Genomic DNA, 21,906 nt, shown 5'->3' with positions numbered 1-21,906 from the left:
GGGCCGGTTCAGGAAAGCGGATGGTCGGCAAAGCGGATTAACGCCAGATTAAGAAGCCGGCAGGCTTCCTGACCAACAAGTCAGGCTGTCGGGGGATTCCACCGGCACGTGGCGCGGGTGCTACCCCTTCTTGGCCCAGGCGCTGCACCACCCCTTCGCACTGACCTGCTTGCCGGCAAACAGGGCGCAATTGCCCTGCGCATCCGTCGGCTTGGACTGCCACAGCGCGCAGCCATTGCACCGCTGCGTGTTGTCGTGCTTCGGAAACTTCTTCGCGTCGACCTTCGCCGTATCGCCGACGTAGCTCAACGCCATGGCCTGCGGGTCTTTTTCGTCGAGTGTGGCTTGGGCCAGCAAGCGCGTGGCCGACAGGGCCGAGCTTGTCGCGACGAGCGTGATTATGAAAGTGCGGCGGCTTGTGTTCATCGTGGGTCTTCCGTTATGTGTGAGATCAAGGCCAGGCTGTCCGGCGCGTTGCCGCGTTCGTTCAGTCCAGCGAGCACGAGAACGCTCGTGGCCAGGAGGGTGGCAATGCTGAAACTCAGGAACTGGAGCGTTCCCTTCAACGTGATGTTCATGGCGCGGCCTCGTGACGGGTTGTGAATCCATCGTTCTGGATTGTTGGGATGGACTGCGGTCAGTCTTGAGCGCGAGGCCGTATGCGACTTTGCGCAGGATCAAGCCACGCGAACGTTGCGCGGCGACGGCGCCGCATCGACCGGCCCGACCTCGTACAGCAACTGCCCGTGGATCGCGGGCAGCGACATCGCGTGCGTGAGCACGGCAACGAGGCTGGGCGCGCACAGTTGCGGCAGGTCGTCCGGCTGCGCCCAGCGGAATCCATTCATCTCGGGGCGCCGCCGCCTGTGGCGGTCTGTGTAGAAGCTGGTGCATACGCAGCGTTTCGTGTCGAATGGACTCACCAGAACGGTGAAGAGCCGCAAGTCTTTGTCCCTGCGGCACTCGAAAATTCCGATCTCCCTCAATTGCCCCGGCAAGAGCTGCAGCCCGAATTCTTCGAAGGCCTCGCGCACGGCGGTCTGTGCGCTCTGCTCCTGCGCTGCACCCTCGCCTTTCGGGATGTCCCAGTAGTGGCTCTCATTTGCATGGCCGAGCAGCAGGTTTCCCGCGAGATCGAACACCAGAACGCCGCAACTCACCGACTTCATGGCGATGGCCTCACGGAGGGCGTCAATGCCGCGCGCTTCGACACTCGGGGAGGAATCGCGACGTAGCTCCGGTTCGCGCCGCGCATGACCAGCAGCGCCACGGTGTCGCTCTCCGGAATGGCTCGGATCGCCGCATCGAAATCCGCCAGGCCGGCCACGCGCACGTCGTTGACCGCGATCAGCGCGTCGCCATAGCGCAGCCCAGCCCGCTGGGCCGACCCCGACACGCCCTGCACATAGAGGCCGGGGTCCTGCAGGCTGATGCCGAGCACGCCCTTGCGTTCCGTAAGCTCGAGTCCGAAGCGGACTTCATGCGCGTCCGCACGCGCAACGAGCTTGGGCGGCATGTCCGGCACGCTCTGAATCACGCCCACCTGCACCGTCAACGGCGCCCTGTGGCGCCAGATACGCAGGGCCAGCCGGCTGCCCTGGGTGGCGCTGGCCACACGCTCCTGGATCTCGGCATAGGGCATCGCCGCTGCGGCGGCGCCGACAGCCAGCACCACATCGCCACTGCGAAGGCCCGCGGTCTCGGCCGGACTGTCCGCATCGACGCGCACCACCAGCGCGCCCAGGCCGGCATCCAGGCCAAAAGCCGGCGCCAGGTCGGCCGTCAGCGGCTGGGTACGCGCGCCAATGTGGCCGCGCGTCACCCGCCCCGTTGCGCGAAGTTCGTCCGCCACCCGCATCGCGGTATCGATGGGCAGGCTGAACGACACGCCGAAGTACCCGCCGCTGGCGGAATAGATCATCGAGTTCATGCCCACCACGTTCCCCCGCTCGTCGAACAGCGGGCCGCCCGAGTTGCCGGGATTGAGCGCGACATCGGTCTGGATCAGCGGCACGCCGTTGCCGCCCGGCATGTAGCGCGGATTGGCGCTCACGACGCCGGCGGTCACGCTGCGTTCGAAGCCGAACGGCGCGCCCATTGCCGCAACCCATTCGCCTGGACAGACTTCGCCGCTCTGTCCGACGGCCACCACCGGCAGATTGGATGCCGCAATCCGCAAAAGCGCGACGTCGGTGCGGCGGTCGATGCCCACCACCTCCGCGTCGAAGCGACGCTGATCCGCCGTGACGACGGAAACCGCCTGCGCCCCCGTCACCGCATGCGCGCTGGTCAAAATGTACCCATCGGGATCGAAGACGAACCCAGATGCGAAACCACGCCCCACGCCTTGCCCCCAACGCGTCGGCGGTGACATTTCGCCGGCGGCTGCCCATTCGTTGCCCGCGCCCGCGACTGTGATGCTCACAACCGCAGGAGACTGCCGTGCTGCTGCCGCCACGAAGTCAGTGCCCTGTGAGGCCGACGGCGCACGGTCTAGGCACGAGCGCGTCTGCGACCAGGCCCCCATACCGGCCGTCATCGCGAGTGCGCCCGCGACTGCGCCAATGGTCCTTCGCGCCAGGGTGCCGGCGTTCATTCAGCGCACCAGCAGCACCGGCACCGTGCACGCGGCCAGCACCTTGGTGGCGACCGACCCCAGTACCAAATTCGCCAGTGCGCCGTGGCCGCGCGATCCCATCACCAGGAGATCGAACTGTTCCTTCTGGGCGAACGATGCAATCTCTTCAGCGGGATGGCCGATGCGGTGCTCGAAGCGCGCCTCGATGCCGTGCTCGGTCAGCAAGGCGCGGACCGGTTCGACCACCACGCGCGCATCGTCCTCGTAGTAACCATGCACAAGGTCCGGCCCGGCAAAGGCCGCGGCACGGTGCGGCACCGGCAGCACCGCATAGAAGACAGTGAATGCATGGCCCGTGCTCGCCCATTCCTTGTGGGCGAGCAGGTAGGACAGCATGCGATTCGTGTAATTGCTGCCATCGACGGCGAGCAGGATTTTCATGGTGGCTCCTTTGCCGGGGACGCTCCCCGATACACGAATGGTCGTTGTGCGGCCCGGGGCCTGCCTTGCGCCACATCAAGAAAACCGGGGTTGCGCAGCGCGCCTGCGCAACGGCGTGCGTTCTTGATTCAGCGCAAGGTCACGCTGCCCTTGGCTGCCTACATTGGTTGCCCGTGAATGAAACCGAGAGACAGAGGCAGCCATGAACAACGTCCTGGTCATCGTCTATTCCTACACCGGCACGTCCCGCCGGGTCGCCGAACTCCTGTGCAGCCAGCAGGGCTGGCCCATGGCCCAGATCACCGATGCGCGGCCGCGCAGCGGTGCCCTGGGCAGTTGGCGATGCATGCTCGACTCGTTCTTCCGGCGGCAGCCCGCCATCGGCTACGACGGCTCACCGCCCAGCGACTTCGATGCGGTGGTGTTGGTGTCGCCGATCTGGATGCTGCAACTGGCCGGCCCCATGCGCAGCTTCGTCGCGCGCCAACGCGACCGCCTGCCCGATGTCGCGGTCCTCTCGGTCATGGGCGGCCAAGGCGCCCCGAATGCGGTGGCCGAGATCGGCAAACTTCTTGGCCGCTCCCCGGTCCTGAGCTCCGCCGTCACCATGCGCGAAGTCGATGACGGCAGCTGTGCGGCCCGGCTGCAGGCCTTCGGCACCGCCATCGCCAACGTCAACGCCAACGCCGAGGATTCACACGCCGTGGTACGGCCTGTCACGCTATCGGCGCAGTCGATCTGAAGACCGGATTCGAAGCGACGTGACGGCCTTCTCTTCCACGTGCGCCATGAACCGCGCCATCCGCCTCGTCTGCACGCTTGTTGCCGGCGTCTCGCTGCTGGGCGCCTGTGCGGCGGCGGCGCCGACACCTGCAGACCAGGTAATGGCAGCGCCGGTTGCGGTCGAGCGCGCCGGGGCTGCCGCGCCCGGTTTCTCGTCGCTGGTCGCCAGCCGCAGCACCTCGGTGGTCGACATCAGCACGCTGCGCATCGGGCGCGACGAAAGCCTGGAGAGCATCGAAATCGAAATCGCCCCCGAACACGACTTCGCCGACCGGTTGGCCTGGCCGCTGCCGGCCAGCGCCCGGATCAGCCAGATCCGCGATCTCGCCTCGGGCGTGATCATCGACAGCAACGGGCTGATCCTCACGAACGCCCACGTGGTCACCCACATCGACGAGGCCCAGGTGCGACTGGACGACGGGCGCCGCTTCACGGCACGCGTGGTGGGTGTCGACAAGCGCACCGACGTTGGCCTCCTGAAAATCGATGCCACCGCGTTGCCTGTGGCTGTCATCGGCGACTCGTCGACACTCGAGCCCGGCGACTGGGTGGCCGCGATCAGCTCGCCCTTCGGCTTTCATGGCAGCGTGACAGCCGGTGTTGTCAGCGCGGTCGGTCGCGTCTTGGCTGGCGCCGGCGACATTCCCTTCATACAGACCGATGTCGCGATCAACCCCGGCAGCTCGGGCAGCCCGCTCTTCAACAGCCGGGGTGAGGTGATGGGCATCAATTCCATGATCTACAGCGGCAATGGCGGGTACATGGGGTTGTCCTTCGCGGTGCCGATCAACCTGGCGATGCAGATCGCCGGGCAACTGCGCGAGCACGGCGCCGTGCGCCGGGCCTACCTGGGCGCCGAGTTCCAGGAGGTGACCCCGGCCCTGGCCCAATCCTTCGAATTGCCGTCGGCCACCGGCGCGCTGGTCGTGCGCGTCGAGGCGGACAGTCCGGCACAGGCCGCGGGCCTGGCGCAGGGCGATGCGGTGCTGTCGCTGGACGGCAAGCCGCTTGCGCACTTTGCCGATCTTCCCCAGCAGATCGCGCAACGCCAGCCCGGCAGCCGCATGCAGCTGGAGGTCTGGCGACACGGTACCCACCGCATGCTCCAGGTGTCGTTGAGGGCGCAGTCCGCGCCGCCCCAGAGCAGCTTCACGGCGGCCGCGCCCGAATGGAACGACGGACTGGGCTTGAGCCTGGGCGAGCTTTCGCCCGTGCAGCGCCTGCAACTGCGCGTCGACAGCGGCCTGCTGGTGCGCGAGGCCTCTGGCCCCGCGCGCAGCGAAGGCATCCGCGCGGGCGACGTCGTGGTGGCCCTGAACACGGTGAAGCTCTATCGCATGGACGATTTCAGGCAAAGCCTTGCGCGGGTGTCGCCTGGAAAGACGGTCGCGCTGCTGGTGATGCGCGATCACCGGTTCGCCTACGTGGCGGTGCGCCTGCCGGCCTCGCCCAGCAAACGCTCCTGAACGCAAGACCGTCACCCCCGAATACCCATTCATTCATCCATACATCGCAAAGGACATCGCCATGAGACATCTGGATACCACCGACCGCCGCGCACTGCGTCTTCAGCTGGACACGATGAGGCGCCAGGTGTTCGACGAACTGCGCGCCTCGGCGCCTTCGGCCGAAGCGGCGCTGGCCGAGAACGACCATGAAGTGAAGACCCATGCCGATGAAGCCGAAGCGGAGCGCGCCGGCGACGTGCACATGGCCGAAGTGGAGATCGATCGCGCCAGGCTCGAGGAGATCGAGCAGGCGATCGCGCGTCTGGCGAGCGGACGCTACGGCATCTGCGAAGACTGCGCCAACGAGATCCCGCGCGCACGGCTCCTGGCCCGGCCCACCGCCATCCGTTGCACGGCCTGCCAGACGGCGGCGGAAGCGCGCCGCCGGCACTGAACCGGCAACGCTGCATCAATTGCCCTTGCCGCGGAGGTCGGCGTTCTCCTTCCTCTTCTTCGACTTTCCGTCCTTTTTTGCCTTGCGCGATGCCTTGCCTTTTTCATCGCCGACCTGCTGGTGGTCCACGGTATGCAGCAAGGCCTTCTTGACATTTCCGGTCGCGGCCTCGTCGCGCGCACAGCTCACGACCCGGTACACCGAGCGGGCGGCCGCGCCGCTGCCCATGTTGCAGATCACCGTGTCGTTGCCGCTCTCGCTCTCGAATTCGGGCGCCTGGTCTTCGAGCCAGTCGTGGTTCTCGATGGTCGTCTCGATGCGGCATTCGCGCGGCACCACGATGCCCAGCTTACGCAGGAATTCGCGCGGCCTTCCCAGGTAGGTCCTGAATTCGGCGGGTGTGCATTGCCAGAAATGCGCGTTGAAGGGTTCGGCCCGGATCACCTTGGACCGGGCGGAGAAATCGACGATGTGGGTCGGCATGTTGAACTCCAGTGGGTTGCAAAGAGGCGGTTCCCACAGCGTATGCACATCGAGGGGCAGGACCTTGATGCCGCGCAAGGCCGACTACGCGCGAGCCCGCAGACTTGGATGCGCGGCACCCGAAGACCAGATGCCGCGACTCTCCAGCAAGGACCCAAGTGAACGCAGAGCACAACGAACTCGACCGATCCCTCCACGCGGCCTGGGGCCGGCTCGTCGGTGGCATGTCGCCGGCGGCATGGATGCTTGCCTGGTCCGACTGGGTGCTCCATTTCGCCACGCAGCCCGGGCGCAATGCGCAGATCGCACTGCATCAGGCTCCGCCGCCCGCGCGGCTGCGGGCACACCACTCCCGGCTCGGCGCGGACGAATGGACGGCATGGCCCTTCAGCATGTACCGCGAGGCCTTCGAAACCACCGGACACCGGCTGCTCGAGATGGTGCGCGGCGTTCCAGGCGTCGATCGGCATCACGAGCAATTGGTGGCGTTCATGGTGCGGCAATGGCTGGAAATGGTCTCGCCCGCCAACATCTTCGCGACCAATCCGCAGGTGCTGCAAAGAACCGCGGCCACCTGCGGCGTCAACCTGGCCACCGGCGCTGCCCTAGGGGTGGAAGACTTCGCTCGCGGGGCCCTAGGACTGCCGCCTGCCGGTACCGAGGCGTTCAGGCCCGGACATGAGGTCGCCATCACGCCGGGCAAGGTGGTCCTGCGCAACGAACTCATCGAGCTCATCCAGTACGCACCGACCACGTCGACGGTGCACGCCGAGCCGGTGCTCATCGTGAGCGCGTGGATCATGAAGTACTACGTGCTCGATCTTTCGCCGCACAACTCGCTCATTCGCTACCTGGTCGCTCAGGGCCACACAGTGTTCGCGGTCTCCTGGAAGAATCCCGGCACCGCCGACGCGCAGCTCGGCATGGACGACTACCTGCGGCTGGGCATTCGCGCCAGCCTCGATGCCATTGAAGCCGTGGTGCACGGGCGCCGCGTGCACGCCGTCGGGTATTGTCTGGGCGGGACCCTGATGGCGATTGCCGCGGCAGCCATGGCGCGCGATCACGACGACCGCCTGGCTTCGCTCACGCTGCTGGCCGCCCAGACCGACTTCACCGAACCCGGGGAGATCGGCCTGTTCATCGACGAGAGCCAATTGGCGTTCCTGGAGGACCTCATGGCGCACGAAGGATTCCTGGGGGCGCAGCAGATGGCGGCCGCCTTCCAGGCGCTGCGTCCGGGCGACCTGATCTGGGGGCCGATGGTTCGAACGTGGCTCCTCGGAGAGCGTGCGCCCATGACCGACCTGATGGCGTGGAATGCCGACGGCACGCGCATGCCCTATCGCATGCACGCGGACTACCTGCGCAGCCTCTTCCTCGACAACGCTTTGGCAGAGGGCCACTACCTGGTCGACGGAAAGCCGGTTTCGCTGAAAGACATCGACGTGCCGGTTTTCCTGCTCGGCACCAGCACCGACCACGTGGCGCCCTGGCGTTCGGTCTACAAGTTCAACCTGCTGAGCGATACCGAGGTGACCTTCGTGCTCGCCACGGGAGGCCACAACGCAGGCATCGTGAGCGAGCCCGGCCATGCGCACCGCAGCTACCGCGTGCTTCGGCGCGCAGGAAACGGCGCCTATGTGCCACCGGACAGTTTCCTCAGCGTGTCTCGCGACATCGAAGGTTCGTGGTGGCCGTGTCTGCAGCAATGGCTAGCCGCGCGATCGGGCCCGAGACGCCGTCCACCGGCGATAGGCGCGCCGCATCGCGGCCTGCCTCCCTTGTGCAGTGCGCCCGGCAGCTACGTACTGGCGCGCTGAACAGGCGCTGGCCTAACGGGCTGGCCCCAGACCGATGGGAGCGGGCACGACGTTGACGATGCGCGTGAAGAGCGCGTTGTATTCGAAGTCCGCCACGTGCCCGGTCATCGGGTCGCGGTTCTGCGCGAAGGCTTCGTCCAGATCGCGCCAGTCGTCACCGGTCAGCACGCGTTCGGCCAGCGGCAGGATCTCGCGCTCCTCCAGCGCCATGTGGTTCAGGTAGAAGTCGACGTACTCGCCGACCGTCCGCTTGAAGGCTTCGCGCCGCGATTCGCCGAGCATCTCGAACGCAAGCAGCGCGTGCTCGACGTCGCGGATCCTGCGCTCGCCGCGGGCGTGATCGCTGTCGAGCTTGTCCAGCAGGTCGCGCGAGATCGGCGTCTTCGCGCGCAGCTTGGGAAACAGCAGCTCGGTCTCCTTGCGGTGATGGCGCTTCTCGGGAAACTCGTCGACATAGAAAAGCATGGCGCGCAGCGTCGCGAAATCGGGCAAGGTCCCCTTCTTTCGGTGCTGCTCGAGCAGCAGGACGATGGAGCGCAGCATGGCGGCGAGCGCGGCGTGCTCCTGGCGAATGATGCGGACGGTGGCGTGGGTCACGGGGTCTTCCTTTGGCATGCCTGAAGGGTCGCGCTTTCGCCTTGTGCGGGCTTGCGCCAGATCAAGCCGTACACCCACCGGGCGGGCACGCCGCTTGATCGATGTCAAGTCGCACAGCGCCTCTGTCCGGATACTGCTCCATCCCTTCACACTCCGGAGTCATGCCATGTACCAGCGAATCCTTGTTCCCATCGACGGCAGTTCCACATCCAGCCGCGGCCTGGCCGAAGCCATCCGGCTGGCGAAGCTCACCGGCGGGCGCCTGCGCCTGGTGCACGTAATCGACGAGCTGTCGTTCGCGCTCGCCATGGACGCCTACTCGGGCTATGCCGGCAATTGGCTCGAAGAACTTCGCGCCAATGCCACGAAGCTGCTGGAGACCGCGCGGGCCAAGACGGCCGGGGAAGGCATCGAGGCCGACACGGTATTGATCGACCGCTTCAAGGGCGCGGTGCACGACCAGGTCATCGCCGAAGCGCAAGCCTCGAATGCCGACCTGATCGTGATCGGCACCCACGGCCGTCGTGGCATCGGCCGCTGGGTGATGGGCAGCAGTGCGGAGCACATCCTGCGCATGGCGCCCGTGCCGGTGTTACTGGTGCGAGCACCCGAGGAGGCGCGAACCGAGCACGAGCGGTTCACGCTGCCCAGCGGAGAGGTCGCCATCCAGTGATGGGTTCACGGGCCTGGGGCCGCGGCGCGCCAGCGCGCCGCGATCCGGGCGATGTTCACCGGCCCTTGCGTGGAGACCTCGATGGCCAGGCCGCGCTCGTCGGCCTCCAGCGGATCGTGGCTTGCCAGTTGGCGCTCGAGCACCGCCAGCCCTGCTTCCGAGGCATCCGTGCCCGCGGCATCCCGCGCGGCCACGCGGCGGCGCAGCATTTCCAACTCGGCGCGGCAATCTAGGATCGTGAAGGGCATGCGCAACTCGGCGGCCAGCGCACGGAAGCGCTGCCGCTCGGCTATGCGCAGGAACGCCGCATCCACGATCACCGGGTAGCCCGCCAGCAGCGCGTCGCGTGCGCAGGCCTGCAGCCGCTCGAATGTCCAGCGGGTCGCTTGCGCGTCATAGATGTCGAGCCCGAGGCCGGCGGAGCGCGCCAGCGGACCGAGGCCATGCAGCCGCTTGCGCTCTACATCCGAGCGCAGGCGAACAGCGCCCGCCGCGCAGAGCAGTTGCGAGGCGACGCTGGATTTTCCGGCGCCGGAGAAACCGTGCGTGATCATCAGGCGCGCGTCGCCCCGGGGTTGCTGCGCGAGCTGCGCCGCGCACGCCAGGTAGTCGGGCCGCACGGCCGCCTGCGGGCCTCGCGGTCCCAGGCCGGAGGCCATGACGCGCACAAGCGCCCGGTACACCTCGTAGAAGCGCCACACTCGCAGGCCCGCGCAGTCACCGCTGTGCTGCAGCCATGCGTCCAGGAAGCGGAACGCTAGGTCGGAGCGGCCATGGGCCTTCAGGTCCATAGTGAGAAAGGCGACGTCGTTCATCACGTCGATCCAGCGTAGCGCCGGGTCGAACTCGATGCAGTCGAAGGGCGTGAGCGCGCCGTCCACCAGGACCACGTTGGCCATGTGCAGGTCGCCATGGCATTCGCGCACGGCGCCGTCCTGCTGGCGGACGGTCCAGGCCGCGCGCAGCACCTGCCCCTGCTCCCGCACCCATGCGTCTACCCAGTCAAGACGGATGTCACTGCCCTGCACCCGCAATGCGGCGAGCACGTCAGTCGCGGCGCGAACGACCCGCTCCGGGCTGCCGAAATCGGACAGCGGCGTCGCGCGCTCCGCGCTCCCGTGCAAGACCGCGAGCCGTTGCGCGAAGCCGTCGAGCTGCACGGGTTCGAGCCGGCCTGTTTCAAGCAGGTCGAGCAGCAGCGACGAGGCCGGAAACCGCCGCATCCGCACCACATGGTCGATCGGAGTGCCATCTCCGCCGATGCGCGGTGCCTCGCGCGTGCCGCAGACCGGTGCCACGTCGATGTAGAGCGAGGGAGCAAAGCGCCGATTGAGGCGCAGCTCCTCCTCGCAGAAATGCTTGCGAGCCTCTACGCTGCCGAAATCCAGGAACGGCAGACGCACCGGCTTCTTGAGCTTGAAGGCGAGCGTCTGCGTGAGCAGGACCCAGGAGATGTGCGTCTCGACCAGCGCGACCGGCTGCCCGGTCTCCAGCCGGAGCGCTTCGCGCAATGCATCGACCAGGGTGGTGTCCATGTCCATGTGTCGCCCTCCCGGCTCACTGATTTCGTGAAACCGCGAAAAGGCGCCACAGCGCCCAGCCCGCGGGCAGCACCACCCACAGCGCCCACGGCGACGGTGCGCTCGGCAGACCGAAAATGCGACCCACGCCCGGCACCGCCGTGAGCAGGCCCCAGACCACGCACACCCCGATCAGCAGTGCATGGAACACCGTGTTGGTGTGCGCAAGCCGTAAGCCCGCGCCGCGGAACCACAGAAGCAGTAGCAGGTTGCCCAGCACGATCGAGCCGAGGCTCGCCATGCGCAATTCCTCCTGCGTGGCATCCAGCGCGCGGCAAGCCCACTGCACCGCCACCACGCCGGCGAAGACCAGCGCGCCCATCGCGAACGCGCGCGCTGCCGAGGCCGGCGAGTACAGCGCCTCGTCGCGCGGCCGCGGCGGCACTGTCATGCTGTCGTCCGGCGCCCGCTCGGCCTCGAACACCAGGGAGCAGGCCGGATCGATCAGCAGCTCGAGCAGCACCACATGCAGCGGCAGCAGCAGCACCGGCCCGCCCATCACCACCGGGATCAGCGCCACGCCGACGATCGGCACATGCGCCGCGAAGAGATACCCCAGCGCCTTGCGCAGGTTAGTGAAGATGCGCCGTCCCGCGCGCACCGCCTCCACGAGCGAGGCGAAGTTGTCGTCCAGCAGGACCAGCGAGGCGGCTTCGCGCGCGACGTCGGTGCCGCGCCGGCCCATCGCGACGCCGATGTCGGCCGCCTTGAGCGCGGGGGCGTCGTTCACGCCGTCGCCGGTCATCGCCACGATGTCGCCCTGCTGCTGGAGCGCCCGCACGATGCGCAGTTTCTGAGCGGGGTCGACCCGCGCGAACACCTGCACCTCGCGCACGCAGCGGCGCAGCGCCTCGTCGTCCATCGCGGCCAGCGCCTTGCCGCTCAGGACCTGGGCGTCGCCGCCGTCGACGAGTCCCGCCTGCCGCGCGATCGACCGGGCCGTCAGCGCCGCGTCGCCGGTGATCATCACCACGCGCACGCCCGCGCGCCGGCACTCCTCGATGACACGGGGCACCTCCTCGCGCAAGGGGTCCATGAAGCCGAGCAGGCCCAGGGGCGACAAGCGCAGCCCGCCGGGCAACGCGGCGTCGTCGCCCGTCTGCCCGGCGTGCCCCTCGGCCGCCGCGAGCACACGGAGGCCGGCCACGCTCCAGCGGTCGGCGGTCTCTCGCAACAGTTGCATGCGCGCAGGGTCGGCATCGCACAGGGCCAGCACGGCCTCCGCGGCGCCCTTGACCGCCACCCTCCGGCCGGACTCGCCGGCCACATGCCACCAGTGCACGACATAGGGCGAGCCGTCGCGGATGCCCCGGCGCGGGCCGGGTGTCCATCCCGCATCTCCGCCGTCCAGGCCGGCGACTTGCGCGGTGACCCGCACCGCATGGTCCATCGGCTCGACACCGCCCGTGCTGCTCGCGCGCAGCGCGCCCCGCAACAGGCCTTGAAAGCGCGACGTCAACGCCTGCGCGCCCGGCGTGCATTCCGTCTCGCCATCATGCAGCATCGCCAGCGCCATGCGGTTGTGCGTGAGCGTTCCGGTCTTGTCCACGCACAGGACCGTGGTCGTGCCCAGCGCCTCGATGGCCTGCGGCTGGCGGGTCAGCACATTCGACTTCGCGAGCCGCCAGCTGCCCAGCGCGAGCATCACGCTCCAGACGACGGCGAACTCCTCGGGAATCAACGACATTGCCAGGGTCAGCCCGACCAGCAGGCCCTGCGTCCACGCGCCTTCGCGCAGCGCGAACACGGTCGCCGCGACGACGCAGGTGAAGGCGGCAAGCCATGCGACACGACCGACCAGCCGGCGCAGCTCGTCCTGAAGCCGGCTCGCGCGGGGCGCGAGCTGCGCGATGGAGCGATGAATGGTGCCCAGCGCGGTGTGCGCGCCGGTGGCGGTCACCTCGGCCACGCCGTCGCCGCGCACAACCAGGCTACCCGCGTAGAGCCGACGGCTGTCGGCCTCGTCGTCATCGCCGGCACCGCCTGCCTGCTTGCCCTGCGGCACCGACTCGCCGGTGCGAAGCGACTCGTCGACCTGCAGCCCGACCGCTTCGAGAAGCCGCGCATCGGCGGACAGCCGGTCGCCCTCGTTCACCAGCAGGCGGTCGCCGCGCACCAGTTCACGGCTCGCGATGCGCAGCACGCGGCCCCCGCGCACGACTGTGCAGCGGGGACTGGAGAGATCCTTCAGCGCTTCGAGCACGCGTTCGGTGCGTTGCTCCTGGTAGATCGACAGCCCGCCCACCATCAGCACCGAGGCCGCGAGCATGCCGGCATCGCCCAGGTCGCCAAGCAGCGCATACAGCGCGGCGGTCGCCAGCAGCAGCAGGAACATCGGCTGCGTCAGCGCGTTCCAGGCGATGCGCACCACTCCCTTGCGGGACACGGAAGGCAGCACGTTCGGACCGTCGCTGCGAAGGCGCTGTGCTGCTTCTTCGTCGGTCAGGCCTGCGGGCGGGTTGTCGGGCACGGTGGGCTCCTCATTGGCGTGGGCCGAGCGTGCCACCGCTGGCCGAGCCGGCCTTGACTTCCGTCAAAGCAGCGTCCAAAGGCCCCACAGCACGCTGCCCGCCAATGCCAGCGAGGCGATGCCCGCGGCAAAACCCAACACCACCGCCAGCCCATCGCCCCGCAATCCGCCGAACGACAGCAGGCTCAGCGTCATGCCGATCGGGATGTTGACCAGCGGCAGCGGGAGCACCAGCAGCAACGCCAGCACGCAGCCCAGGCCGCCGGCCAAGCGCATGGCCAGCGGCCCGGCGAATGCATGCAGTCTCGGGCGGCTGACGCCGTGCCGCCATGCAGCCAGCGCCTCCAGCCGGGCCATAGCGGCTTCCAGATGCATGCGCGAGATCGACAAGCCTGCCAGCCATTGCGGCACCCAAGCGGGGCGACCCAGGAGTTGTTGCGCGGTAAACAGCAGCAGCGGCGCGCCAAGCACGCTCGACATGCCCGGCAGGGAGGGCACCGTATTGGGCAGCGCGAAGAACAGGATTGCAGCGGCGAGGCCGCCCTCGCCTGCCGCGGCCACGATGTCGCCGACACGCACGCGCGCCTGGCCCTCGTCGCGCGCGAGACGGCCCAGGTTTTCTACCCAGGCGTCGGCGCGGGCCGCCACCTCAGTGCGCCATCAGGACCGGCACGGTCATCTGCGCGAGGACCTGCCGCGTCACACCGCCCAGCACGCGTTCGCGCAGGCGCGAATGGCCGTAGCCCCCCATCACGAGCAGGTCGGCGCCCAGGTCCGAGAGCCGCGACAGCAACGCGTCGGCAAAGCCGATCTCGGTCACCTGCGTCTCAGCGCGCGCTTGCACGCCATGCCGTAGGAGGTACTGGCACATGTCCGGCACCAGGAGCTGCTGCGCGTTGTCCTCATCGCGCGGGTGGCGCATCGTTACGAGCGTGACATGCCCGGAGCGATGCAGCGCCGGCAGTGCCGCCTGCATGGCCATGGCGGCTTCGCGCGAGCCGTCCCAGGCCACGACGATGTTTTTGGGCATCTTGTCGAAAGTGCCGGCCGAGGGCACGACCAGCACCGGCCGGCCCACTTCCATCAGCACGTGCTCGGCGAGTGCGCGGACGATGGTGTCCCGCTTGTTGGCGTCGTCGTCCTGCCCGAGTACCACGAGGTCGCTCGCATGGCCGTAGCGCACCACGGCGTCCACCGTAGCGCCATCGACCAGTCGCATCTCGTAGGACATGGGCCCCGAAGCGGCGATGTCTTCCCTGAACTCCCGCGAGATGCACTCGGCGCGCCGGTGCAGGTAGTCGGCCGACTCCGCGATGTAATCGGTCATGCCGGTGGCGATGGCGTCTGCCGGAATCACGCCGTCGTACAGGCCCGTAGGAACCAGCCCGACCAGGTGGCTTTCGTGCGCGCGCGACCACCGGGCCGCCATCGCGGCGCGCACGGGGCTGCGGTCCGAATGGTCCAGGTGAACGAGGATGGTTTTGAAATGCATAGAAGGCCTCGCGAGGTGATGCGCCGCGTCCCGGCGCAGAAAAAACGATGTCGGGTGCATGGTCGGCCACCGGGCGCGTGCGAGTGTTGACGGCGATCAAACCAGCACCAGGTCGGCGTCGGGCCACATCGGGTCAGCGCCCGAGCACGCACTTGTCGTACAGGTGCGGCGCGCGGCCTTCGGGGTCGTAGCGCTGCTTGAGCCCGGCGTAGACGTCCGCCCCGTAGGCGCGGTCGAACTCCTCGCGCGTGAAGAAGCTGTCCGAATAGAGCGACTTGATGCCGCCCAGGCGCAGCACCTCCTGCTCGACCAGCCGGTTGAAATGCCCGGCCTCGTGCGCCTCACGGCGCTCGACCACATCCCAGAAGCCGAAGTTCACGTACAGCGTGCCGGCGTCGAGCGGGTACAGCGCGAAGTGCGCGTGCGGGTCGGGCACCCGAAGCGGACAGATCCAGCCCGGCAGGATGCCGATCTCGCGCAGCAGGAATTCGAGAAAGTCCGGTGCCGCGCGCAGCGGGATGTCCACGTCCTGGATCACCGACTCGGTGTGCAGCCCGCGGCATTCGGCCAGGCGCCTGGTCACGCCCCAGCGGGCGTTCAGACGCATGAGCCGCGTGTAGGTGCGGGAGTTCAGGTGCCCGCGGCCCAACAGCCGGCGCACCAGCCGGTTCTGCGCGCCGAAGTTGCGCGAGCACCAGAACCAGTCCGTGTCCCAGCGCCACAGGTAGTCGTGCGTACGCAGGTAGTCGACCGGCACCTCCAGCAGCGAGCGGTAGTAGATGCGCTCGAACTCGTAGTTGCTCAGCCAAGGGGCGGCATGCGCGAAGCGCCCGATGTTCAGCACCAGCGAGCCGAGCCCGAACACCACGCCATCGACGAAATCGGCATCGCACTCGCAGGCCTCGGCCAGCGCCGCGAAGAAGTCCGCGGGCTTGTCGAATCCGATGTGTTCCACCCGCACGCAGGGCAGCACCGGTAGCGTGCGCAGCACCAGCCGCAGCGCGTAGCCGAGCGAGCCGTAGGAGTTGGGAAAGCCGAAGAACAGGTCGCGGTGTTCGTTGCCGGGCGTGCAATGCACGATGTGCCCGTCCGGCAGCAGGACATCGAGCTCCCACATCGAATGGTGGACCAGGCCCTGGCGCATCGATGTCGCCTCGATGCCCACGCCCGCCACCGCGCCCCCCGCCGTGATGGTCTTGAGCTGCGGCACCACCGCCGGCATCATGCCGAGCTGCAGCGTGGCGGCCACCAGGGTCTCGTAGGTCGCCATGCCCTCGACCTCGACGGTGTTGCACGAGGCGTCGATGCCGATGACGTGGTCGAAATCCCCGAGGTCGAGGTGGCGCCTTGGGCCGCCCTTGCCATCGCGGTCGCGGAACAGGTTGGACGTCCGCTTGGCCAGCGCGATCGGCGCCGCCGGCGCCGCGCCGTCCCCCTGCAGCGCTGCCATAAGGCGGCGCCTGCGCGCCGCATGGGCCTGCGCCTCAAGGCTCGGGTGCATACAGGTGCCCCCGGCCCATCGGGTAGCTGTCCGGCGTCACATTGCCCTTGCTGAAGACGATCTGGAACAGGTGTGTGTAGCCCGCCGGCGAGCGGAACATCTCGGCGCAGCCGATCAGGTAGGTGCGCCAGATGCGGCGGAAGCGCTCGTCAAAACGCTGCGGGTCGCGTGCCTGGATCGCGGGCCAGTGCTTCTCGAAGCGCTCGGCCCAGGCGTCGAGCGTGGGCGCGTAATGGCGACGCAGGTTCTCGATGTCCACCACCTCCAGGCCGCTGCGCTCCATCTCCACGATCACATCGGCCAGGCTGGGAATCCAGCCGCCGGGAAACACGTGCTTGCGGATGAACAGCTCCGTCTCGAAGCGACCCACATGGCCGATGAAGTGCAGGACGCCGAGCCCGCCGGGCCTGAGGAACTGCGCGTGCGCGCGGATCACCTCGGGCAACTGGTCGCGGCCGGCATGCTCCAGCGTGCCGATGGAGACGACCTTGTCGTAGCACTGGTCGACGTCGCGGAAGTCGGCTTCGCGCACCTGCAGCGAGGCTTCCAGCCCGCGCCGCTCGATCTCCTCGCGCAGCCACTCGACCTGCTCGGTGGTGGTGTTGAGGCCTACGCCCGTCGCGCCGATCTTCTGGTGCGCACGGAACATGAAACCGCCGAAGCCACAGCCGATGTCGATGAACCGGTCTTCGGGTTTCAGCAGAATCTTGCGGCACACGTGGTCGATCTTGTGGCGCTGCGCCTCTTCCAGGCTGCGGGTTCCCTCGGGCCAATAGCCGCACGTGTACATCATCAGCGGATCGTCCAGCCACGGCCGGTAGAAGCCGCTGTCCAGCCCGTAATGCGCGCGTGCGTTGGCCTTGGCATGGGCTGTGTCGCGGTTGGAGTAGCGCAGCTCGTGCAGGCTGTTCTCGATGCCGTTGAGCGCACCGGCCTGCTGGTCGAATCCGGCGGCCATGCCGGCCGCCAGGGCCGCACCGAAATCGCCCTGGACATCGACCTCCTGATTGAAGTAGGCCTCCATCAACCCGATGTGGCCGCGTGTCGCGGTGGAGATCAGCGCTGCGTCGGTATGGAACATGATGGTGAAGACGGGCAAGCCTTCACCGACCGGAATACGGCTGCCGTCGGGCAGGACGACGGCAAAGCACGTCGCGGCGCGCTGGCCGATGCCGTCAAGCATGGTGCGAAGAGGAAGGGACAGCATCATGGCGCGCATCCGCTCTCGCTCACGCCTAGCCGTCCAGCGGCACGCCGCCGCCGAAGCGGCAGATCCAATGGTCCATGAGTTCGTGCTGCACGGCGCTGATCGAGCGCTGCCATGCGGTCATCATTTCGAGCTGCTGGCATTGCGCCAGCATCAGGCTCTTGCCGACTGCCATCTGCCAATTCATCATGGATTGAAGATAGCCGTTGCCGACGACCAGCGGCGTCGTGGAAAGAGTGTCGTCGGGCATGGGAAGTGTCTTCACGAGCTAAAGGTCTTGTTGGGCAACGGGTGGGCGTTCCTCAGGTCGGCGCGTTGCGGATCGCATTGCGCAGGCGCGCGGAGGCCCGACCGACTTCGGCCTCCACGGCCTGCCATTGCGTGGCGTCGGCGGCTTCCATCTCGGCCATCTTGTCCTCCACCGCCTGCTGGTCCTGCCGCAGCGAAAGGATCTGCCGCTCCAGGTTCGCTCTGGCGTCGCCGCTGCTGTGCGCGGACATCCGCTCGAGCTGGGCGATGGTCTTGCGCGCCCTGTCCACGTCCCGCTGTGCCCGCTCTACGATCGAGCTCTGAGTGCGGGTGACGGGTGCATGGACGAAGGCCGGCTGCGACGCCAGCGCCTGCCTGTCCGCATCGGGCAGCAGGAGGCGGCCGCCGTGCACCTGCAGTTGCGCCACGGGAACAGCGACCAGATGCCGGGATGCCCCGACGAGGTCGACAGGGCCGCTCGTGTCGATGATCAGGAAGCTCAAGCGCTTGTCGGTGTCCACGATCAGGTCGAGCGCCTTGCCCAGTCTGTCGCCCGCGGCGTTGTACACGGTGCGCCCAAGAATGCTCTGCTTCGCGCTCCAGCCTGCGATCACCTGCTCGGTCTCGATCGTGGCGCCCAGGCGGCGGACGCCGGCCACCTGCGCGCCCGCCTTGCCGGCAAGCGACAGCGCAAGCACCATGCCCAGGGCGGCGATGTGGCAGGCTCCCGGCACTTGCATCTCCCGACTCATCCGGCCTTCATGGGCGCAGCCATGAAGGCGTGCACCGAGAAATAGCGGCGAGCCATCGCCACCAGCTCGTTGGTGCTCATGTGCCCCACGGTCTCCCAGCCGACGATGCGGCTCGCCATCTCGGGACGGTGCTTCTCCACGTAATGGCGGAAATCCGCCTGCGCCATGCGCGAGCCGGCGACGAGCACTTCGGTGATGTCCTTGATTACGTCGCACACCTCGCCGAAGAATTCGTGCTCGCTGCGCACACTGCTGCCATGCTGGCGGGTGCAGTGGACGTGCTCCCTGACTTGCTGCGCAAGAACCTGCGAGGCATCGAACTGGAGGACTTGCGCGGCGTGGTGATCGACCCAGGCGACGGCGTGATAGAGCGGCATGAGAAACCCGTTGAAAGAATGAACACGAATGAAAGGGAGCGCAAAGGTCCTGCGGAAGCCGCGCACTAGGCTTCGATGATCACCTTCAGCGCATGCGTCTCGGCGGCGCGCCCGAAGGTGTCGTAGGCGTCCATCACCTGGTCCAGCTTGAACCGGTGCGTGATCAGCCGCGCCGGGTCCACCTTGTGGGACTGCACCGTCTTGAGCAGCATCGGTGTCGAAACGGTGTCGACCAGCCGCGTGGTGATCGCGATGTTCTGCGACCACAGCCGCTCCAGGTGAAGGTCTGCCGGGTGTCCATGGACACCGATGTTCGCGATGATGCCGCCGGGCGCTGCGATGTCCTGGCACAGCACGAAGGTCGCCGGTATGCCCACGGCCTCGATCGACACGTCGACGCCCCGGCCGCCGGTCAGCGCGAGCACCGCCTCCGCGGCCTTGCCATCAGCGCTGTTGATGGTGTGCGTCGCGCCGAACCGGCGCGCCACCTCGAGCCGGCTATCGTCCAGATCGATCAGGATGACCTGCGACGGCGAGTAGAACTGGGCCGTGAGCAGCGTGGCCAGGCCGATCGGCCCCGCGCCCACGATGGCCACCGTGCTGCCCGGCGAAACCTTGCCGTTGAGCACACCGCATTCGAAGCCGGTCGGCAGGATGTCGCTGAGCATCACCAGCGCCTCCTCGTCCGCACCGGGCGGCACGGGGTAGAGGCTGGTGTCCGCATGCGGGATGCGCACGTACTCGGCCTGTGTACCGTCGATAGTGTTGCCCAGGATCCAGCCACCGGTGGCGCAGTGCGAATACATGCCGCGGCGGCAGTTCTCGCACTTGCCGCACGATGAGATGCACGAGATCAGCACATGATCGCCGGGGCGGAAGGCCGTCACGCCTGCGCCGACAGTCTCGACGACGCCCACGCCCTCGTGTCCGAGGATGCGGCCAGGCGTGCAGCTCGCCACGTCGCCCTTGAGGATGTGCAGGTCGGTGCCGCAGATGGTCGTCTTGAGAATCCGCACGATGGCGTCGCCCGGCTTCTGGATTTCAGGCTTTGGACGGTCTTCGAGCGACTTGAGACCGGGGCCCTGGTATACGAGTGCTTTCATGCCACCACGTTATGCGTCCGGGCGCGTTCGTCCTTTGAGATAGCGCAAGGAATCTCCAAATCGCCGCGCGAGGCGGCTTCCACCGACCCTCGCGTCCCAGGACTGCGAACTGGCGCAGCCACTGCTCGCGCTGGACATCGCCCATGCTCTCGCCCTGTCTGACCAGGGTTTTGTGAAGCGGCGCAATGCCCACGAAACCGAGAGTGTTCCGCTCCAGCGCCTTCGGGCTGTGGGCGCGGAAGTACCAGCGATAGACCAGCGCCGGCATTCCCATGGTCACGACGATGCGTGCCGAACGCCCCCTGAGCAACTTCGCACCGATGACGCCTTCCGGTGGCCGCCCGAGCGCAAACCCTGGGCGAAGCACTTGCTTGAGGAAGGCCCTGGTGACGGCGGGCATGCCGCCGAGCCACAGGGGAAAGAACAGCACGATGTGCTCGGCCCACAGGATCGCGTCCTGCGCCGGCTGCAGCACCGTCCGCACGGCTTCGGTGTCCCATGCCGTCTTGGTGCGCAGCAGCGGGAAGTCCAGTTCGGCAACGTGGATGATCCGGATTTCATGACCCGCTGCCCGCGCCCCCCGCGCGCAGGCCTCGGCGAGTGAGTGGCCGAAATGCGTGGCCGACGTATCGGGATGGCCCTGAAGCAAGAGGATTCGTCTGGGCATAGTGTTCAGCGGTACAGAGATGAAGCCATCCTCGGCACCGCGCCACGCTCCCGGTTTGCGGAAGTTCAAGCCCGCGCAATTTCGCGCAAGGTCCGGTGGGCGCTGAGTCTTGACGCCGCGCGCCCGGGGTGACACTGACGGCATGAACACTATCAGCCCATCGGCTGCAATCGTCGCGCTCGCCGTAGCGCTGGGCATCGGTCTCATCGACGACGTTCTCGTGGGCAAGCACGTCGCGCGGATCCGCGTAGCCTGCAATCCTTGTGAACAGCACACGGGGGGCGATGCACACGTCGTGCTCTTACTCGCCGTAGGCGTTCTAGTTGATCAGAACGCCCAGCCGGCGCAGCCCTGCGCAGTCGCCAGGCGCGAAGCCGCCGTCGAGCGCCAGGCGGTCCGCCACTGCGCCCATGTTGTCGCCGTAGAAGCCGACCAGTGCCCAGCCGCGATGCGCGCCGCCCAGGTGGCGGTCGACGAGCAGACTGGTGCAGACTTCGCTCGACTCGTCGACGCGCGCCTCAAGGTTCGGATGCTCCGGTACCTTGCCGGCAGCGTGATGATCGAAGTAGCGCACGCGAACGCCGCTGCGAAGCAGATGCACTAGGCTGGAGCGGTTGCGCTGCATCGAGATGTCGAACACGTTGACTTCGTCGCCCGCGCCCGCGCGGACACGGCTGAGCAGCGCGATGTCGCGTTTGGGCCCCGCCACGAGTTCGGCCAGCCCCGACTCATGCAGCCGCCTTTACACGACGACGCACAGACCGTCGGTGTCGCCGCTGCAGACATCGAATCGCCGGATCATGACGCGGCCCCGTGTCTGCGCGCCTCAGGCAGGGAGGCGCCAGTTGCCATCGGCCTGCCGGCAGGCGCTGCCGCCAATCCTGTCGGGCCGCCCACCGGCCACCACTCCAAGCCTGAAGTCGCGGCACCGGATGCCGCCGCGCTCGAAGCTGCGCGTGGGCGTGAATACGAAGCTGTCGCCCGTCTCGCGGTTGCGCCAGGCCGAGGATTCGCCGTTCGCCAGCGTGTCCAGTGCGCTTGCCGCGCGGCGACGGTCGTCGTCGCCCATCGCCCTGGCTGCCAAGCTGCCCGGTGCGGCGCCGAAAGATCAGGTGAGCGTACCGCCGCCGGCTGGCTCCCGCGAGAAAATTCCGCTGCAACCGGCCAGCATCAGCGCCGTACACGAAACGCAAAGAACCGGCGCAAGCTTATTCATCTGCATCTCCTT

24 protein-coding genes and 1 pseudogene are annotated in these 21,906 nt (G+C 67.7%); 5 read left to right on the top strand and 20 right to left on the bottom strand.

Annotation, left to right across the window (positions count from 1 at the left end):
* Positions 1-120: 120 nt before the first annotated feature.
* The 5 genes from INQ48_36325 to INQ48_36305 all read right to left on the bottom strand — a co-directional run bounded on the left by INQ48_36325 (position 121) and on the right by INQ48_36305 (position 3,019).
* The gene (locus tag INQ48_36325; protein ID QRF62937.1) at positions 121-426 is read right to left on the bottom strand and encodes a high-potential iron-sulfur protein; all 306 of its coding nucleotides are present in this window, start codon (positions 424-426) and stop codon (positions 121-123) included.
* A complete protein-coding gene (locus tag INQ48_36320) occupies positions 423-578 on the bottom strand; it encodes a hypothetical protein (protein QRF62936.1) in 156 nt (51 codons plus the stop codon). The genes INQ48_36325 and INQ48_36320 overlap by 4 nt, the downstream gene beginning before the upstream one ends.
* A gap of 99 nt (positions 579-677) precedes the next feature.
* Positions 678-1,169 (bottom strand): NUDIX hydrolase, encoded by a 492-nt coding sequence (locus tag INQ48_36315; GenBank protein ID QRF62935.1) that lies wholly within the window; start codon positions 1,167-1,169, stop codon positions 678-680.
* The gene (locus tag INQ48_36310; protein QRF62934.1) at positions 1,166-2,596 is read right to left on the bottom strand and encodes a trypsin-like peptidase domain-containing protein; all 1,431 of its coding nucleotides are present in this window, start codon (positions 2,594-2,596) and stop codon (positions 1,166-1,168) included. Before INQ48_36310 ends, INQ48_36315 begins: the two co-directional genes overlap by 4 nt.
* Positions 2,597-3,019, bottom strand: coding sequence for a universal stress protein (locus INQ48_36305; GenBank protein QRF62933.1), 423 nt, complete (start codon positions 3,017-3,019; stop codon positions 2,597-2,599). It abuts the gene before it with no gap.
* Between the two features lie 202 nt (positions 3,020-3,221).
* Here INQ48_36305 and INQ48_36300 point away from each other — a divergent pair, with 202 nt between their 5' ends.
* The 3 genes from INQ48_36300 (at position 3,222) to INQ48_36290 (ending at position 5,704) form a co-directional block, all read left to right on the top strand.
* The gene (locus INQ48_36300; protein ID QRF62932.1) at positions 3,222-3,761 is read left to right on the top strand and encodes a flavodoxin; all 540 of its coding nucleotides are present in this window, start codon (positions 3,222-3,224) and stop codon (positions 3,759-3,761) included.
* A gap of 46 nt (positions 3,762-3,807) precedes the next feature.
* The gene (locus tag INQ48_36295) at positions 3,808-5,268 is read left to right on the top strand and encodes a trypsin-like peptidase domain-containing protein (GenBank protein ID QRF62931.1); all 1,461 of its coding nucleotides are present in this window, start codon (positions 3,808-3,810) and stop codon (positions 5,266-5,268) included.
* Between the two features lie 61 nt (positions 5,269-5,329).
* On the top strand, positions 5,330-5,704 hold the full coding sequence (locus tag INQ48_36290) for a TraR/DksA C4-type zinc finger protein (GenBank protein ID QRF62930.1): 375 nt from the start codon (positions 5,330-5,332) through the stop codon (positions 5,702-5,704).
* A 15-nt stretch (positions 5,705-5,719) separates the two neighbouring features.
* On the opposite strand, the gene INQ48_36285 is transcribed toward INQ48_36290, so the two are convergent.
* Positions 5,720-6,187, bottom strand: a complete 468-nt coding sequence (locus tag INQ48_36285) for a hypothetical protein (protein QRF62929.1) — start codon at positions 6,185-6,187, stop codon at positions 5,720-5,722.
* Positions 6,188-6,345: 158 nt separating this feature from the next.
* Here INQ48_36285 and INQ48_36280 point away from each other — a divergent pair, with 158 nt between their 5' ends.
* Complete coding sequence (locus INQ48_36280; GenBank protein QRF62928.1) at positions 6,346-8,010, top strand: polyhydroxyalkanoic acid synthase; 1,665 nt, start codon at positions 6,346-6,348, stop codon at positions 8,008-8,010.
* Between the two features lie 12 nt (positions 8,011-8,022).
* On the opposite strand, the gene INQ48_36275 is transcribed toward INQ48_36280, so the two are convergent.
* Complete coding sequence (locus INQ48_36275) at positions 8,023-8,607, bottom strand: hemerythrin domain-containing protein (protein ID QRF62927.1); 585 nt, start codon at positions 8,605-8,607, stop codon at positions 8,023-8,025.
* Positions 8,608-8,773: 166 nt separating this feature from the next.
* Between INQ48_36275 and INQ48_36270 the strand changes: the two genes are divergently transcribed.
* Positions 8,774-9,280, top strand: a complete 507-nt coding sequence (locus INQ48_36270) for a universal stress protein (GenBank protein QRF62926.1) — start codon at positions 8,774-8,776, stop codon at positions 9,278-9,280.
* Between the two features lie 5 nt (positions 9,281-9,285).
* On the opposite strand, the gene INQ48_36265 is transcribed toward INQ48_36270, so the two are convergent.
* The 13 genes and pseudogenes from INQ48_36265 to INQ48_36205 all read right to left on the bottom strand — a co-directional run bounded on the left by INQ48_36265 (position 9,286) and on the right by INQ48_36205 (position 21,894).
* Complete coding sequence (locus INQ48_36265) at positions 9,286-10,815, bottom strand: AAA family ATPase (protein QRF63121.1); 1,530 nt, start codon at positions 10,813-10,815, stop codon at positions 9,286-9,288.
* A 22-nt stretch (positions 10,816-10,837) separates the two neighbouring features.
* Entirely contained in the window at positions 10,838-13,330 is a 2,493-nt protein-coding gene (locus tag INQ48_36260; GenBank protein QRF62925.1) for a cation-translocating P-type ATPase, read from the bottom strand.
* Between the two features lie 63 nt (positions 13,331-13,393).
* Complete coding sequence (locus INQ48_36255; protein QRF62924.1) at positions 13,394-13,978, bottom strand: exopolysaccharide biosynthesis protein; 585 nt, start codon at positions 13,976-13,978, stop codon at positions 13,394-13,396.
* A 1-nt stretch (position 13,979) separates the two neighbouring features.
* Entirely contained in the window at positions 13,980-14,822 is an 843-nt protein-coding gene (locus INQ48_36250; protein QRF62923.1) for a universal stress protein, read from the bottom strand.
* A gap of 133 nt (positions 14,823-14,955) precedes the next feature.
* Complete coding sequence (locus INQ48_36245; GenBank protein QRF62922.1) at positions 14,956-16,323, bottom strand: FAD-binding oxidoreductase; 1,368 nt, start codon at positions 16,321-16,323, stop codon at positions 14,956-14,958.
* On the bottom strand, positions 16,307-17,530 hold the full coding sequence (locus tag INQ48_36240) for a class I SAM-dependent methyltransferase (protein QRF63120.1): 1,224 nt from the start codon (positions 17,528-17,530) through the stop codon (positions 16,307-16,309). The genes INQ48_36245 and INQ48_36240 overlap by 17 nt, the downstream gene beginning before the upstream one ends.
* Before the next feature lie 28 nt (positions 17,531-17,558).
* Positions 17,559-17,780: a hypothetical protein gene (locus INQ48_36235; GenBank protein QRF62921.1), complete on the bottom strand. Its 222-nt coding sequence runs from the start codon at positions 17,778-17,780 to the stop codon at positions 17,559-17,561.
* 52 nt (positions 17,781-17,832) lie between these two features.
* Positions 17,833-18,519, bottom strand: coding sequence for a PRC-barrel domain-containing protein (locus INQ48_36230; protein QRF62920.1), 687 nt, complete (start codon positions 18,517-18,519; stop codon positions 17,833-17,835).
* 8 nt (positions 18,520-18,527) lie between these two features.
* Positions 18,528-18,908, bottom strand: a complete 381-nt coding sequence (locus tag INQ48_36225) for a hypothetical protein (GenBank protein ID QRF62919.1) — start codon at positions 18,906-18,908, stop codon at positions 18,528-18,530.
* A 65-nt stretch (positions 18,909-18,973) separates the two neighbouring features.
* Positions 18,974-20,011, bottom strand: coding sequence for a zinc-dependent alcohol dehydrogenase family protein (locus tag INQ48_36220; protein ID QRF62918.1), 1,038 nt, complete (start codon positions 20,009-20,011; stop codon positions 18,974-18,976).
* The gene (locus INQ48_36215) at positions 19,950-20,678 is read right to left on the bottom strand and encodes an NAD(P)H-dependent oxidoreductase (GenBank protein QRF63119.1); all 729 of its coding nucleotides are present in this window, start codon (positions 20,676-20,678) and stop codon (positions 19,950-19,952) included. Before INQ48_36215 ends, INQ48_36220 begins: the two co-directional genes overlap by 62 nt.
* Positions 20,679-20,997: 319 nt before the next feature.
* The gene (locus tag INQ48_36210) at positions 20,998-21,387 is read right to left on the bottom strand and encodes a hypothetical protein (GenBank protein QRF62917.1); all 390 of its coding nucleotides are present in this window, start codon (positions 21,385-21,387) and stop codon (positions 20,998-21,000) included.
* Positions 21,388-21,504: 117 nt separating this feature from the next.
* A pseudogene (locus INQ48_36205) lies at positions 21,505-21,894 on the bottom strand (hypothetical protein).
* Positions 21,895-21,906: the final 12 nt, after the last annotated feature.

Origin of the sequence: Variovorax paradoxus (assembly GCA_016806145.1) — a bacterium.
Taxonomy (GTDB): Bacteria; Pseudomonadota; Gammaproteobacteria; order Burkholderiales; family Burkholderiaceae_C; genus Variovorax.
The sequence above is the reverse complement of the archived record's forward strand: the minus strand, read 5'-3'. Positions and strand labels throughout refer to the sequence as shown.

Bases quoted from the DNA above. Each gene is read 5' to 3' on its own strand.
- INQ48_36325 (QRF62937.1), bottom strand. From the start codon at position 426: ATGAACACAAGCCGCCGCACTTTCATAATCACGCTCGTCGCGACAAGC.
- INQ48_36320 (QRF62936.1), bottom strand. From the start codon at position 578: ATGAACATCACGTTGAAGGGAACGCTCCAGTTCCTGAGTTTCAGCATT.
- INQ48_36315 (QRF62935.1), bottom strand. From the start codon at position 1,169: ATGAAGTCGGTGAGTTGCGGCGTTCTGGTGTTCGATCTCGCGGGAAAC.
- INQ48_36310 (QRF62934.1), bottom strand. From the start codon at position 2,596: ATGAACGCCGGCACCCTGGCGCGAAGGACCATTGGCGCAGTCGCGGGC.
- INQ48_36305 (QRF62933.1), bottom strand. From the start codon at position 3,019: ATGAAAATCCTGCTCGCCGTCGATGGCAGCAATTACACGAATCGCATG.
- INQ48_36300 (QRF62932.1), top strand. From the start codon at position 3,222: ATGAACAACGTCCTGGTCATCGTCTATTCCTACACCGGCACGTCCCGC.
- INQ48_36295 (QRF62931.1), top strand. From the start codon at position 3,808: ATGAACCGCGCCATCCGCCTCGTCTGCACGCTTGTTGCCGGCGTCTCG.
- INQ48_36290 (QRF62930.1), top strand. From the start codon at position 5,330: ATGAGACATCTGGATACCACCGACCGCCGCGCACTGCGTCTTCAGCTG.
- INQ48_36285 (QRF62929.1), bottom strand. From the start codon at position 6,187: ATGCCGACCCACATCGTCGATTTCTCCGCCCGGTCCAAGGTGATCCGG.
- INQ48_36270 (QRF62926.1), top strand. From the start codon at position 8,774: ATGTACCAGCGAATCCTTGTTCCCATCGACGGCAGTTCCACATCCAGC.
- INQ48_36265 (QRF63121.1), bottom strand. From the start codon at position 10,815: ATGGACACCACCCTGGTCGATGCATTGCGCGAAGCGCTCCGGCTGGAG.
- INQ48_36250 (QRF62923.1), bottom strand. From the start codon at position 14,822: ATGCATTTCAAAACCATCCTCGTTCACCTGGACCATTCGGACCGCAGC.
- INQ48_36245 (QRF62922.1), bottom strand. From the start codon at position 16,323: ATGCACCCGAGCCTTGAGGCGCAGGCCCATGCGGCGCGCAGGCGCCGC.
- INQ48_36240 (QRF63120.1), bottom strand. From the start codon at position 17,530: ATGCTGTCCCTTCCTCTTCGCACCATGCTTGACGGCATCGGCCAGCGC.
- INQ48_36235 (QRF62921.1), bottom strand. From the start codon at position 17,780: ATGCCCGACGACACTCTTTCCACGACGCCGCTGGTCGTCGGCAACGGC.
- INQ48_36230 (QRF62920.1), bottom strand. From the start codon at position 18,519: ATGCAAGTGCCGGGAGCCTGCCACATCGCCGCCCTGGGCATGGTGCTT.
- INQ48_36225 (QRF62919.1), bottom strand. From the start codon at position 18,908: ATGCCGCTCTATCACGCCGTCGCCTGGGTCGATCACCACGCCGCGCAA.
- INQ48_36220 (QRF62918.1), bottom strand. From the start codon at position 20,011: ATGAAAGCACTCGTATACCAGGGCCCCGGTCTCAAGTCGCTCGAAGAC.
- INQ48_36215 (QRF63119.1), bottom strand. From the start codon at position 20,678: ATGCCCAGACGAATCCTCTTGCTTCAGGGCCATCCCGATACGTCGGCC.